The organism is Desulfovibrio sp. ZJ746 (genome assembly GCF_011039155.1).
In the GTDB taxonomy this organism is placed as follows: Bacteria; Desulfobacterota; Desulfovibrionia; order Desulfovibrionales; family Desulfovibrionaceae; genus Desulfovibrio.
Map to the genome: position 1 here is coordinate 15,097 of NZ_JAAKEK010000005.1, position 13,628 is coordinate 28,724.

General features: G+C 68.0%; 10 protein-coding genes and 2 pseudogenes. 4 read left to right on the plus strand and 8 right to left on the minus strand.

What is annotated here, in order from left to right; translation table 11 throughout:
• Nucleotides 1-261: 261 nt before the first annotated feature.
• From G7Y54_RS08595 to fusA, 4 genes are read left to right on the plus strand one after another with little or no spacing between them, the layout of a single operon-like run.
• Entirely contained in the window at nt 262-1,467 is a 1,206-nt protein-coding gene (locus G7Y54_RS08595) for an argininosuccinate synthase (RefSeq protein ID WP_165078909.1), read from the plus strand.
• 8 nt (nt 1,468-1,475) lie between these two features.
• Complete coding sequence (argH, locus tag G7Y54_RS08600) at nt 1,476-2,891, plus strand: argininosuccinate lyase (RefSeq protein WP_165078910.1); 1,416 nt, start codon at nt 1,476-1,478, stop codon at nt 2,889-2,891.
• A complete protein-coding gene (locus G7Y54_RS08605) occupies nt 2,891-3,772 on the plus strand; it encodes a hypothetical protein (protein WP_165078911.1) in 882 nt (293 codons plus the stop codon). Before argH ends, G7Y54_RS08605 begins: the two co-directional genes overlap by 1 nt.
• A gap of 27 nt (nt 3,773-3,799) precedes the next feature.
• A complete protein-coding gene (gene fusA / locus G7Y54_RS08610) occupies nt 3,800-5,920 on the plus strand; it encodes an elongation factor G (protein WP_165078912.1) in 2,121 nt (706 codons plus the stop codon).
• Nucleotides 5,921-5,938: 18 nt separating this feature from the next.
• Here the strand turns inward: fusA and G7Y54_RS08615 are convergent.
• The 8 genes and pseudogenes from G7Y54_RS08615 to murC form a co-directional block, all read right to left on the minus strand.
• Nucleotides 5,939-6,241: pseudogene (locus G7Y54_RS08615) on the minus strand (flagellin); the annotation flags it as partial.
• A gap of 435 nt (nt 6,242-6,676) precedes the next feature.
• Nucleotides 6,677-7,246 (minus strand): annotated as a pseudogene (locus tag G7Y54_RS08620) (flagellin); the annotation flags it as partial.
• A gap of 172 nt (nt 7,247-7,418) precedes the next feature.
• A complete protein-coding gene (locus tag G7Y54_RS08625) occupies nt 7,419-7,622 on the minus strand; it encodes a dual CXXC motif small (seleno)protein (protein ID WP_165078913.1) in 204 nt (67 codons plus the stop codon).
• Nucleotides 7,623-7,772: 150 nt separating this feature from the next.
• Nucleotides 7,773-9,098, minus strand: a complete 1,326-nt coding sequence (gene ftsZ, locus G7Y54_RS08630; RefSeq protein ID WP_165078914.1) for a cell division protein FtsZ — start codon at nt 9,096-9,098, stop codon at nt 7,773-7,775.
• A 63-nt stretch (nt 9,099-9,161) separates the two neighbouring features.
• Entirely contained in the window at nt 9,162-10,400 is a 1,239-nt protein-coding gene (gene ftsA, locus G7Y54_RS08635; protein WP_165078915.1) for a cell division protein FtsA, read from the minus strand.
• 10 nt (nt 10,401-10,410) lie between these two features.
• Nucleotides 10,411-11,361 carry an FtsQ-type POTRA domain-containing protein gene (locus G7Y54_RS08640; RefSeq protein WP_165078916.1) on the minus strand — a complete coding sequence of 317 codons (951 nt, stop codon included), beginning with the start codon at nt 11,359-11,361 and terminating at the stop codon, nt 10,411-10,413.
• Nucleotides 11,346-12,248, minus strand: coding sequence for a UDP-N-acetylmuramate dehydrogenase (gene murB / locus G7Y54_RS08645; protein ID WP_165078917.1), 903 nt, complete (start codon nt 12,246-12,248; stop codon nt 11,346-11,348). The genes G7Y54_RS08640 and murB overlap by 16 nt, the downstream gene beginning before the upstream one ends.
• Complete coding sequence (murC, locus tag G7Y54_RS08650; RefSeq protein WP_165078918.1) at nt 12,241-13,614, minus strand: UDP-N-acetylmuramate--L-alanine ligase; 1,374 nt, start codon at nt 13,612-13,614, stop codon at nt 12,241-12,243. Before murC ends, murB begins: the two co-directional genes overlap by 8 nt.
• Nucleotides 13,615-13,628 lie beyond the last annotated feature (14 nt).

Sequence of the window (13,628 nt, forward strand, 5' to 3'; positions counted from 1 at the left end):
TAAAAAATGAATTAGAGGGCAGTATTAATAGGAAAAACGCTCTTGATTTAATTATAGCGATTTGTGACGAATATATTCGTTCAAACCCTTATGGAGATTTATATTCTTCAGCTAATGAAATTATTACTGAACTGCGAAAGATTAAATAGATATATAAGTGACTGTCCGATTTCACTCTCTTCCCCCCGCCCATCCGTCTGCGGGCTTGCGCCCTGAAAAGAATTGAAGGATACTGCGGGGCCAACGCAAAGGGAGTGCAACATGCCTGACATCAAGAAAGTGGTCCTTGCCTATTCCGGGGGGCTCGATACCTCCGTCATCCTCAAATGGCTCATCGTCACCTACGGCTGCGAGGTCATCACCGTCACCGCAGACCTCGGCCAGCCCGAAGACCTCGCCGGCGTGGAGGAAAAGGCCCTGCGCACCGGCGCCTCCAAGGCCTATGTGCTCGACCTGCGCGAGGAGCTGGCGCGGGATTTCATCTTCCCCATGAACCGGGCGGCGGCGCGCTATGAAAACCGCTACATGCTCGGCACCTCCATCGCCCGGCCCTGCATCACCAAGGCCCTCATCGAGGTGGCCCGCGCCGAGGGCGCGGACGCCATCGCCCACGGCGCCACCGGCAAGGGGAATGACCAGGTGCGCTTCGAGTTCGCCGCCAAGGCCCTCGCGCCGGAGATCCGGGTCATCGCGCCCTGGCGCGAGTGGGATCTCATGTCGCGCACGGCGCTCAACGCCTTCGCCGAAAAGCACGGCATCCCCATTTCCAAGGGCGCCAAGCGCTACAGCATGGACGCCAACATGCTGCACACGAGCTTCGAGGGCAGCGAATTGGAAGACCCGGGCAACGCGCCGCACGAATCCTGCCACGAGCGCTGCGTGCCCGTGGAGGAGGCGCCGGACACGCCCGAGATCATCGAAGTGGGCTTCGAGCGGGGCAACCCGGTCTCGGTCAACGGCGAGCGCCTGTCGCCCTACGAGATCATCCGCACGCTCGCCGAAATGGCCGGCCGCAACGGCATCGGCCGCGACGACATGGTGGAAAACCGCTATGTGGGCATGAAGTGCCGCGGCGTGTATGAAAACCCGGCCGGCACCCTGCTCTTCGCGCTGCACCGCGACCTCGAGGGCATCTGCATGGACCGCGAAATGCTCGCCATCCGCGACATGCTGGCCGTGCCCTATTCCCACGCGGTCTACAACGGCTACTGGTTCTCGCCCGAGCGCGAGGCCATGCAGGCCTTTTTTGACAAGTCGCAGGAAAATGTCACAGGCACCGTGCGCGCCAAGCTCTACAAGGGCGGCGTGTGGCCGCTGGCCCGCACCTCGCCCACCTCGCTCTTCTCCGAGGATCTGGCCACCTTCGAGGGCGGCAACTACGACCACAAGGACGCGGCCGGCTTCATCCGCCTGAACGGGCTGCGCCTCGGCCTTTTCGCCGCCGTGCGCGACCGCGCGGGCAAGTAGGGGAAAGGATGGCAGCGCACACCAACAGCACCTGGGGCGGGCGCTTCAGCGCCGGGCCGGCCGAGGCCGTGGCCGCCTATACGGATTCCGAGCGCTATGACCGCGCCCTCTGGCGGCAGGACATCCGCGCCTCCAAGGCGCATGCCCGCATGCTCGGGCGCCAGGGCGTGCTCACCGGGGAGGAGGCCAGCAGCATCGCGGAGGGGCTGGACAAGGTGGCGGAGGAGATCAGCTCCGGCGCCTTTGTGTGGAAGCCCGAGCTGGAAGACGTGCACATGAACATCGAGGCGCGGCTCACCGAGCTCATCGGCGAGGCGGGCAAGAAGCTGCACACAGGCCGCAGCCGTAACGACCAGGTGGCTCTCACCTTCCGCCTCTTCGTGGCCGACGCGCTGGAGAACTGGCGCAAGGGTCTCGTGGCCCTGTGTGGGGCGCTCACGCGGCGCGCCGCCGAACACCGGGGCGACATCCTGCCCGGCTGCACGCACCTCCAGCCGGCGCAGCCTGTGAGCCTCGCGCAGCACCTGCTCGCCTATGCCTGGATGTTCCGGCGCGACGCCGGGCGGCTGGACGATACCCTCAGGCGCGTGCGCGTCTCCCCGCTGGGCGCGGCGGCGCTCGCCGGGACGACCTATCCGCTCGACCCGGCCGCCGTGGCGGAGGAGGTGGGCTTCGGCGGCATCCTCGCCAATTCCATGGACGCGGTCTCCGACCGGGACTTCGTGCTCGAGGCGCTGTTTGACGCGGCCACCATCATGATGCACCTCTCCCGCCTCTGCGAGGAGATCGTGCTCTGGGCGAACCCGGCCTTCGGCTTCGTGCGCCTGCCCGACGCCTTCTCCACGGGCTCGTCCATCATGCCGCAAAAGAAAAACCCGGACGTGGCCGAGCTCATGCGCGGCAAGACCGGCCGCGTGTACGGCGCGCTCATGGGGCTGCTCACGGTCATGAAGGGCCTGCCGCTCGCCTATAACCGCGACATGCAGGAGGACAAGGAGGGCTTTCTCGATACCGACGCCACGGTGTCGGCGTCGCTCTCCATCATGGCCGCCATGCTGGGCGAGCTCGAGTTCCGGGGCGGGCGCATGCGCGAGGCCTGCAAGGCCGGCTTCATCAACGCAACGGAGCTCGCCGACTATCTCGTGGCCAAGGGCCTGCCCTTCCGCGAGGCGCACCACGTCACCGGCCTGGCCGTGGCCTCCGCCGAGCGCGAAAACAAGAGCCTTGAGGACCTGACACTGCCCGAGCTCGAGGCGCTTTCGCCGCGCATCGGCAATGATGTGTATGAAGTGCTCCAGTGCGCCGCCGCCGTGAACCGCCGCGAAACGCCGGGGGGAACGGGGCCGCGCTCGGTGGCGCGCCAGCTTGCGGACATGGGCCGCTGGCTCGAGGCTAGCGGCGCCCCCGGAGAGGCTGGCCGCTGATGCCCTGCCCCGCGCCCGAGGCCGCTGCGGGCGGCGCCGCCGCGGGCGCCTTCTGGCCCGAATGGCTGGAGGGCGCCCGCGTGGACGACAGCGTGGCCGGGGCAGCCTATGAGGCCACGCCGCCCCGCTTTCGCGCCGCCCTCAAGAGCGGCCTCGCGCTCGCGCATTTCCACTTCGGCGAAAGCCTGAGCCGCCGGGAGGAAAGCGCGTGCAACGGGCGCCTGGGCTTTCGGCGGGCCGCCCTGTGGGAGCCCGCGCCGTGGGCGCTCATCGTGTTTTCGCCGGCCTATGCGGCCGCGGCGAGGCTCACGGCGGCCTGCGTGGCCGCGCGGCTCGCAGGCGTGGCGCAGGTAGGCGCCGTTTGCCTTGGTGGCGAGCCTGTGGCGCCCGCCGTGGTGAGCCTCGAGCTCAGCGGCGTGGAGGATATGTTCCAGCTTGAGCGCGACCGCTTCGCCGCCCTCATGGACGAGCTGGCGGGGCGCTGCGAGACACGGGCTCCGGGCCGCGTGGTGCTGCTCCATGCGGGCGAACTGGACGAGGTGGCGCAGGCCGTCCGCGCCCGCAACATCCCCTGCTTTGAGGAATGCCGCCCCCCGCGCCTGCGCATCGAGGCGGACGCGGGCATCGACCGCGCAATCCTCGCCTTTGCCCAAGGGGGCCCGGCCGCCCTTGACGCGGCGCTCGCGGCAGCCGGCACGGCCGATGTCGTGTACCGCGCAGCCGCGGCTTCGGCCACACCGTCGCCCGAGGCGCCGCTGACGCTCTGCCCCGGCTGCGAGGGCTTCTGGCTGTATCCCGGCCTCGGCCCGGAATTTTTCACCGTTTCCCGGCGGGTTTTCGCGTTCTGGGCGCCCAGCGCCGCCGAAAGCCCCGCATCCTGAACCGCGCCACGGCGCAAGGGAGGCCCCATGCCAAAAGGCGGCACCACGCGCCCCGCTTCTCCGCACGCCCCTGACAGTCCGGCCCTGAAGGCCATCCGCGCCATACGCAACCTGGGCGTCATCGCCCACATCGACGCGGGCAAGACCACCCTCACCGAGCGCATGCTCTTTTACAGCCGCAAGATACACCGCATGGGCGAGGTGCATGACGGCTCGGCCACCATGGACTACATGCCCGAGGAGCAGGAGCGCGGCATCACCATCGCCTCGGCCTGCACCACCTGCCAGTGGCAGGGCGCCACGCTCAACATCATTGACACTCCGGGCCATGTGGACTTCACCATCGAGGTGGAGCGCAGCCTGCGCGTGCTGGACGGCGCGGTGGGCGTGTTCTGCGCGGTGGGCGGGGTGGAGCCGCAGTCGGAGACGGTGTGGCGCCAGTCCGAGCAGTTCGGGGTGCCCAAGATCGCCTTCGTGAACAAGATGGACAGGCCCGGCGCGGATTTCGCCGCCGTGCTCGAGGCCATGCGCGGCCGGCTCAAGGCCAATGCCGTGGCCGTGACCGCGCCCCTCGGCCAGGGGGACGCATTTGCGGGCGTGCTCGACCTCATCGGCCGGGAGACTCTCACCTTCAGCGCGGAAGACCAGGGCAGCACCGTCACGCGCGCGCCATGGTCCGCCGACGAGGAGGCGCTGGGCGCGCCCTGGCGCGAGCAGTTGCTGGAACGCCTCGCCGAGGCGGACGACGCGTTTCTCGAACTCTGGCTGGAGGGCGCCCCCACGGAGGCCGACATCCGCGCTGCCCTGCGGCGCGCCACGCTGGCGCGCGCCGTGGTGCCGGTCTTTTGCGGCTCGGCCCTGCGCAATACCGGCGTCCAGCCCCTGCTCGACGGCGTGCGCGACTATCTGCCCTCGCCGCTGGACGTGCCGCCGCCCCTTGGCATGGCGCCGGACGGCGGGGAAGTGCCCATCGAGCCTGACCCTGCCGCCCCCCTCGCCGCGCTGGTCTTCAAGGTAGTGGTGGAGAACGGCCGCAAGCTGGCCTTCGCCCGCGTCTATGCCGGGGCGGTCCGCGAGGGGGAGACCGCGCGCGTGCTCGGCCTCTCGCCGGACGGCGCCCCGCGCGAGCAGGCGGAGCGCGTGGGCCGCATCTTCCGCCTGCACGCGGACAGGCGCGAACAGCTCGAGAGCGTGGGCACGGGCGACATCGCCGCCCTCGTGGGCCTGCGCTCGGCCCGCACGGGCGACACCTGCTGCGGCCGCGGCCGGGACGTGCGCCTGGAGGCCATCGCCGTGCAGCCGCCCGTCATCACCCTGGCCCTCGAGCCGCGCAACGCCGATGAAGGCAAGACCCTTGACGAGGCGCTTGCCCGCTACGCCGAGGAAGACCCGACCCTCGCCGTCAGCCTTGACGAGGATTCCGGGCTGCGCATGGTCTCGGGCATGGGCGAGCTCCACCTTGACGTTCTTCTGGAGCGCATGCGGCGTGAGTACGGCATCGGGCCGCGCGCCGGCCAGCCGCAGGCCGTGCTGCGCGAGACCGTAAGCCGCGAAGGCGCCGCCCACGTGGTCTTTGACCGTGAATTCGGCAAGGAGCGCCAGCAGGGCGACGTGAGCGTAAGCGTGGCGCCTAGGGCCCGGGACGCCGGGAACCTCGTGCGCGTGGGCGATTTTCTGTCCGCGGACGAGCGCGAGGCGCGCAAGCTGCTGCCGCAGGCCTATCTGGAGGCCGCGCTGGAAGGCGTGCGCGACGGCCTGCAAAGCGGCGTGACCACGGGCTGGCCCGTGGTGGACGTGGAAGTGGTGCTGACCGGCGTTGCGCGCACCGAAGGCCTCACCACCCTCCCCGGCTGCCGCATGGCCGCGGCCCAGGCCCTGCGCGAGGCGCTTACCGAAGCGCGCCCCCTCACGCTCGAGCCCATCATGAAGACCGAGATCACCGTGCCCGAGGAATTTCTCGGCGCGGCCATCGGGCTCTTCACCACGGCGTCGGGCAAGGTGGAAGACGTGGAGGACCAGGCCGGCCGCAAGCTCCTGCGTGGCACGGCCCCACTGCGGCGGCTCTTCGGCTTTTCCACGGCATTGCGCTCGGCCACGCAGGGCCGCGCGGGCCTCACGCTCAGCTTCGACCGCTTTGACGCGCCCTAAGGCGCCTCCGCCCCGGGCCTAGCCGCCAATGAGCTGCATAGCCATCTGCGGCAGGGAATTGGCCTGCGAGAGCATGGCGACCGCGGCCTGGGTGAGGATCTGGTTGCGCACGAATTCGGTCATTTCCGTGCCCACGTCCACATCGGAAATGCGCGATTCGGCCGCCTGGAGATTTTCGGCCTGGGTGGCCAGGTTGGTGATGGTGTTTTCGAGCCGGTTCTGGATGGCGCCCAGGTGCGCGCGGATCTTGTCCTTGGAGACGATGGCCTCGTTGATGCCGGCAAGCGCCCTTTGCGCTGCCTCCTGCGTGGAGACGGTGTAGGCGTCGCCATAGACCGTTTCCGTGCCGCCGATGGGGACCTCCTCCCGGACGACATTTCGCGGGTCGACCACGTTTCCCTGGGCATCCTTAAAAACATCGTCCAACACCAGAAGATCCAGGGGCACCGTATCGGCAGCGTCAGCATAGGTGGGCACCCTCTTCCCCTTGTAGTTGACGAGGTAGGGCTGATACGGTCCGTTGCCCTCATACTGGCCGCCACCGTTTATGTACGCATACTGGCCCGGAGCCGGGTGCTCGCTGACCAGGGCGCGGCCGCCATCAACCGTTGGCACACTGTACACCGGATGGATGAACTCATCCCGGATGGCCGGCGTATAGGGCTTGCCGTCGAGAGTGACATAGCCCTGCGTCCGCGTCAGTTCTTCGCCGGTTGGGGAAAGAAAGACTGTTTTCGTCCGCGGCCGCTCCATCACGGCCTGGTTCCCCACGCCGAGCGCCGCGGCGGTGCAGCCGCCGATTTCGATGTAATAATAATCTTCCGCGCTGTCGTTGCCCGAACCGAAATGGATCTTGAGCCTGCCTTTTGCCTCGAGGCCGGAGCCGTCATGCGCGCCTGAGAGGGAGCCGTCCAGCAGCTTGACGCCGTTGAAGTCCGTGGCATTGGCGATGCGCGTGATTTCTGACGCCATCTGCTGGTATTCGGACTCGATCATCAGGCGCTGGGTGGAATCATAGGTACCCGTGGCGGCCTGTTCGGCGAGCTCCTTCAGGCGCACCAGCTTTTCATCGATGACGCCCAGGGCTCCATCGGCCGTCTGGATAAGGGAAATGGCGTCGTTGGCGTTGCGCGAGCCCTGCATCATGGCGGCGATGTCCGCGCGCTGCAATTCCCGGATGGCGAGGCCAGCAGCGTCATCGGCCGCGCTGTTGATGCGCATGCCCGTAGACAGCCTTTGCGTGGATTGCGCAAGGCGACCGTAATGCGCATTGAGCGTGCGGGCCACATTGCCCGCCATGAGGTTGTGATTGACGACCAGCGACATTTTTCCCCGGGTGTTCTCCCGGGGCAATCAATGCAAAAATCGTGCTGAACATGGCGGAAGGCGCGGCGAAAGGCCGGCGAAGCGGCGCCCGCCCGGGGACAAAAAAGCGCCGGCCCGCGAGGGACCGGCGCCGGAGAAGCCACAGGACGCGGGGAGGGAAGGCTCGCGCCCGTCAGATGCGGTCGCAATAGACGTTTTCGAGAAAGTTCTCCATGGCCTCATCGGCATTGCCGATGAAGTCCTTGAGCGGAAAGCGCCCGCCGCACGCGGGGCAGCGCATGCGCGCCTCGCGGCAGGAACGCTCGATAACAAGCGGCGCCCCGCACGAGGGACACGGCACCGTGGTCTGCGCTTCCCTTGGGCCGAAATAGGACATGGCGCGCGCCTCCGGGTTCGGGGATGCGCCGCACTGGGAGCCCCCCAATGGGGCTCCCGGCGGGCATTTCAGGGCCGAAGAGGCAAGCCCTGAAAAGGTATGGCAGGCGGCCGCGCGGGCCGCGTTGCGCTTCAGTGATCCATCAGGCGCCTAGTTGGGCTGGCTCCTGATGAAGGTGGGGATCTCAAAATCGTCTTCATCATAGATGAAGTCGTCATGGCCCGGGCGGTGCGGGCGGCGCAGCTGCGGGTCCGGGGTGCCGCGCCTGAGATAGGCCGGAAGATCGTCATTTCCCCCATGCCAGCGCTGCACGGCCTCGCGGCGGGAGGCGGGGCGCACGCTGCGCTCCTGGTGCGCGGCTTCCTCGAGGTGCACGAGGCTCCCCTGCTGGGGGCGGCGCGGGCGCGCGGGCGTGGCCATGGCGTCGGGCCCGGGCTGGCGGAAGTCGGTCACGCGGGCCTGGCCCTCCTGCACGGGCTCGGGCTGGACCTGGGGCTGCCCGGGCTCGATGCCCGTGGCGATGACCGTGAGGTGCAGCTCGTCGCCGATATTGTCGTCAAAGACCACGCCGAAAATGATGTTGGCCTCCTGCGGGGCGGCGTCGGCGATGAGGGTGCCGATCTCCTCGATCTCCTCGGCGGTGATGTCCATGGGCGCCGTGATGTTGTAGAGGATGGCCTTGGCGCTCTCGAGCGACACGTCGTCGAGCAGCGGGCTGCTGATGGCGCGCTGCGCGGCCTCGCGGGCGCGGTTCTCGCCCGAGGCCATGCCCGTGCCCATGAGGGCGGGCCCGGCCTCGCTCATGGTGGTGCGCACATCGGCGAAGTCGAGGTTGATAAGGCCCTCGCTCACGATCACGTCGGAAATGCCCTTCACCGCGTAATAGAGCACATCGTTGGCGCGCTGGAGCATTTCGGTGAACGGCACCTTGCTCATCTTGGGCGCGCCGGTGCGCAGGCGGTCATTGGGGATGGTGATGAGGCAGTCCACATGCTTGCGAAATTCCTCAAGGCCGGCCTCGGCCGCGCGCTTGCGCTTGACGCCCTCCCAGCTGAAGGGCGTGGTGACGACGCCCACAGTGAGCGCGCCGAGCTCCTTGGCGGCCTGGGCCACCACCGGGGCGGCGCCCGTGCCCGTGCCGCCGCCCATGCCGGCGGTGACGAAAACCATGTCGGCATCGCCGATGGCGTCGCGGATGGCGTTGACGCTTTCCACGGCGGCCTCGCGCCCGATGGCCGGGTTGGCGCCGGCGCCGAGGCCCTTGGTGAGCTTTTCGCCAAGCTGCACCTTGAGGGCCCGGTCGTTCTTGTTCAGGGCCTGAAGGTCGGTATTGGCGCAGACGAAGTGCACACCGCGCAGGCCGGAATCGATCATGTGGCGCACGGCGTTGCCGCCGCCCCCGCCGACGCCGATGACCTTGATTTTCGCGTTGCCCGACATGCTGGTGTCGATATCGTCAACAATGGACTGCGTCATCTTGCCTCTCCTTGGTTGCTGTCCCCGGGTGCCCGCCACTGGCGCCCGCGTGGTGCGGGGCGCCTAGGAAATATCCGAAAACCATTTTTTCATGCGCGCGAGAACGCCGTCGAAAATGCCGGTCTCGTTGCGCACGCTGAACTTTTTCTGGCCCGCGAGCTCGCGCTCCGCCCCGTAGCGCAGAAGCCCCACTGCCGTGGAAAACTTGGGGCTGTTGACCACATCCTTGAGGCCCGTCACATTGCGCGGATAGCCGATGCGCGTGGGCAGCCCGAAAATCTGTTCGCCAAGCTCCTGGCAGCCGTCCATGAGGGCGGTGCCGCCGGTAAGCACCACGCCCGCGCCGATGAGCTTCTTGTAGCCTGAGCGCTCCAGCGACTGGTCCACGAGGTAAAGGATCTCCTCCATGCGCGGCTCGCAGATCTCGGTCAAAAGGCGCCGCGAAAGGCGCTGCGGCTCGCGGCCGCCCACGCTCGGCACCTCGATGAGCTCGTCGCCGGGGCCGAGCAGGTCGGTGAGGGCGCAGCCGTACTTGACCTTGATCTTTTCCGCCGCGGCCACGGGCGTGCGCAGGCCGAAAGCGATGTCGTTGGAGAGGTTCTGGCCGCCAAGCGCCAGCACCGCCGTATGCTTGATGGCGTCGTTGGCGAAGATGGCGATGTCGGTGGTGCCGCCGCCAAGGTCCACGAGGGCCACGCCGATCTCGCGCTCCTCCTCGGTGAGCACGGCCTTGGCCGAAGCCAGTGACTCCAGCGCGATGTCGGCCACCTCGAGCTGGCTTCGGTGGCAGGAGCGCACGATGTTCTGCGCCGAGGAGACCGCGCCGGTCACGATATGCACGTCCACCTCGAGGCGCACGCCCGCCATGCCAAGCGGGTCGGCGATGCCGCGCTGGCTGTCCACGATATATTCCTGCGGCAGGATGTGGATGACCTCTCGGTCGAGCGGGATGGCAACGGCCCTGGCGGCGTCGAGCGCGCGGTCCACGTCGCGCTGCGTCACTTCGCCGCCCTTGACGGCGATGATGCCATGGCTGTTGATGCCCATGATGTGGCTCCCGGCTATGCCCACATAGACGGAGTGGATCTGGCAGCCGGCCATGAGTTCCGCGTCTTCCACGGCCTTGCGGATGGACTGCACCGTCTGCTCGATATTGACCACCACGCCCTTGCGCAAGCCCGTGGAGACGCTGGTGCCGATGCCCACCACGTCCACCTGGCCCGTGTCGGTGAGCTCGCCCACCACGGCGCAGATTTTCGTCGTTCCGATGTCAAGGCCGACGATGAGCGCGGATTTGTTCATCTTCCTCTCCTCACTGGCCCGGGGCGCCAGCCTGCGGCATATCGCCCCGCCGCGCTGGCTGGTTGCGGATCACCCAGACATTTCCATCCACTGCGCGCGCTTCCCGCACCCCGCCAAGTTCGTGCCGCCGCGCCAGGTCCCCCAGGGCCATGCCGAGCCGTGAAAGGTTGCCCTCCCAGTCGTCCGTGGCGATGGAAAGGCGCATTTCCCGGTCTTCCAGATAGAGCTCCACCCCGCGCGACGGGCTCAGCGTCACCTGCGCGATGGCGCCCGCCTCTATGGGCAGGCCGCCCGCCTGCACATCCTTGAGCAGCCGCGCCAGATAGGGCGTTTCGTCCTCGGCGCCGGGCTCGATGCGCAGGGTCGGCAGGGAGAGAAAATTCCTGCTCTCCACCGGGGCGATGATGCCGCCGCGCTCGTTGGCGTAATACAGCACGCCGTCCTTGTGCACCCAGAACGAGGGCATCCGCTCCTTGAGCTTGATGACGAACCTGTCCGGCAAAAGGCGCTTGACCGAAGCCTCCTCCACCCAGGGGGTGTCGCGCAGGTTGCGCTCCACTTCGGCGATGCTCACCGCCAGGCTGTTGTCCCCCTCGCCGATGCCCCCGTACTGGAGCACCATCTCGCGCGAAAGCCGCACATTGCCCGCCACGTCCACATGCCTGGTGGCGAAAAAATCACTGGTCAGCGCCTTGCCGTAGAGCCAGAGCGAGACCGCGCATATCCCGGCCAGTGTCACCCCCGCCGCCAGCAGGACGAGGATGCCCGCCACCAGCGTCCGCCAGGTGATGCCCCCTATCCTGCGCGCCTGCGAGGCGCCTCTCTGAGAGCCGTCCGCGCTGCTACCGGCGGGGCGCCGCAGGAAGGAAAACATCCGGCCAAGGCCCGCAAAGCGCGCCTCCTTCGGCGCCGTATAGGCATTGCGGGACTTGCGGCCGCCGCGCCTCAACGCAGACGGCACGGGACTATCCTGACCTCCGGCACAAGCTCGTGGCCGAAGCGCCGGCGCACCGCCTCCCGCGCCTCGGCAAGGAGCGTCAGCGCCGCGTGAGCGCTGCCCCCGCCCTCATGCACCAAAAAATTCGCGTGCATGGGCGAAAAAGCCATGCCCCCCAACCTTCGCCCGCGAAAACCCGCCTCTTCCAGAAGCTTGCCGGCGGCGATACCGGGCGCGGGATTCTTGAAGGCGCAGCCCGCGCTCCAGGCCGTTACGGGCTGTTTAGACTTTTTCTCAAAAAAGTTGAGACGCATGCGTTTAGCAATGCCATCCTTTGTGGCGGGGGTCAAGCCAAATATGGCTTCCAGTACAAGAAAATCGCGCATTTCTTCGCCGTCCGCATCCAGGATGGCGAGGTTGCGGTACGAGGCCCTGAGGGAGGAGGCGCCGGCCTCCATGATTCGCCCCCCCGAGGCGAGCACGAGGCGCTCCACGCGGGCGCAGGCCTCCACGCCGAAGGAGCCAGCGTTCATGGCCACCGCGCCGCCCACGCTCCCCGGGATGCCGGCGAGCCCTTCGAGGCCCGAAAGGCCGTTCTCCGCGCAAAAGCGCAGCAGGCGCGGCAGCGGCACGCCGGCCCCGGCCCGCACAAGAACTTTCTCCCCCTCCCGACCGATGATCTCCGGCCCGTCGCTGAAAGCCGGCCGCACCAGCACGAGCGGAAGCTCGCCGTCCCCGGCGAGGAGATTGCTCCCGCGCCCGATGAAGAGCGCTTCGCCCCCGAGCCGCGCAAGATGTTGGGGCACCGCCATCGCGTCCTCGTGCGTCTCCAGCACGAGCTCGGCGATGGCGGTGCCCCCGAGGCGCAGGGTGGTGCGTTCCGCAAGCCGCGGCGCCGGAATCTCACGCATGTTCGGCCCCGTTGAGCCACGCGGGCCCCAGGCGGGTGATGGATCCCGCGCCGAGGGTGAGCAGCACGTCCCCATGCTTCAGTTCCTCCCCGAGGGCGTCGAGCAGGTCGTCCAGGGTGCGGCAATAGCGCAGGGGTGTGTCGCAAACCTGGCCAATGCCCTCGGCGAGGCTCTGGCCGGACACGCCGGGGATGGGCTTTTCCGAGGCGGCGTAGATCTCCGTGAGCAGGAGGGCGTCCGCGAGGTCGAAGACCTTGCAGAATTCGCCGAAATGCGCCTGCGTGCGGCTGAAGCGGTGCGGCTGGAAGGCCGCCACGATGCGTCGCCCCGGGAAGACCTCGTGCGCCGTGCGCAGGGTGGCCTCGATCTCGGCCGGGTGATGGCCGTAATCGTCCACCACGGTGACACCTTCGCGCTCGCCCTTGAACTCGAAGCGCCGCCCCACCCCGCGGAAGCCCGCGAGCCCCTCGGCGCACACATCGAAGGGGATGTCCGCCGCGAGAGCCGCGCCGATGGCGCCCAGCGCGTTGAGGATATTGTGCCGCCCGGGCTGCGGCACCGTGGCCTCGCCGAGCCTGCGTCCGCGATGCCACACGGCGAAACGGCTTTTGGCGCCGCATTCCACAGGCTCCGCGCGCAGGTCGTTTTCCTCGCCGAAGCCATAGGTCGCCACGGGCCGCTTGACGCGCGGCAAGAGCGCGCGCACCCCGGGGTCGTCACCGCAGACGATGTTCAGGCCGTAGAACGGCACCTTGTTCATGAAGCGCACGAAGGCCTCGTCCAGGGCCTCGCGGCTCTGGTAGTGATCCATGTGGTCGTCGTCCACATTGGTGACCACATTGAGGATGGGCAAAAGGCAGAGGAAGGAGCCGTCCGACTCGTCCGCCTCGGCGATGAGGTAGTCGCCCCTGCCGAGATGCGCGTTGGCGCCGTAGACATTGAGGCGGCCGCCGATGATGACCGTGGGGTCGAGGCCGGCGGTATCGAAAATGGAGGCCGTGAGCGAGGTGGTCGTGGTCTTGCCGTGCGTGCCGGCGATGGCGATGCCCTGCCGAAGGCGCATGAGCTCGGCGAGCATTTCCGCGCGGGGGATGACCGCGATATTGCGCCGGCGGGCCTCCACCACCTCGGGATTGTCCTCGGCGATGGCCGTGGACTTGACGAGCACTTCCACGTCACCCACGTTCTCCGCGGCGTGGCCCACGGCCACCGCGGCCCCGAGCGCGCGCAGGTGGCGCACCACGGCGGATTCGGCCATGTCCGAGCCGGAGATGCCGTAGCCCTCGCTGAGCAGCACTTCGGCGATGCCGCTCATGCCCGCGCCGCCGATGCCCACCATGTGGATATGCCGGATCTTGCTCTTCATGTCCCCCCCAGCAA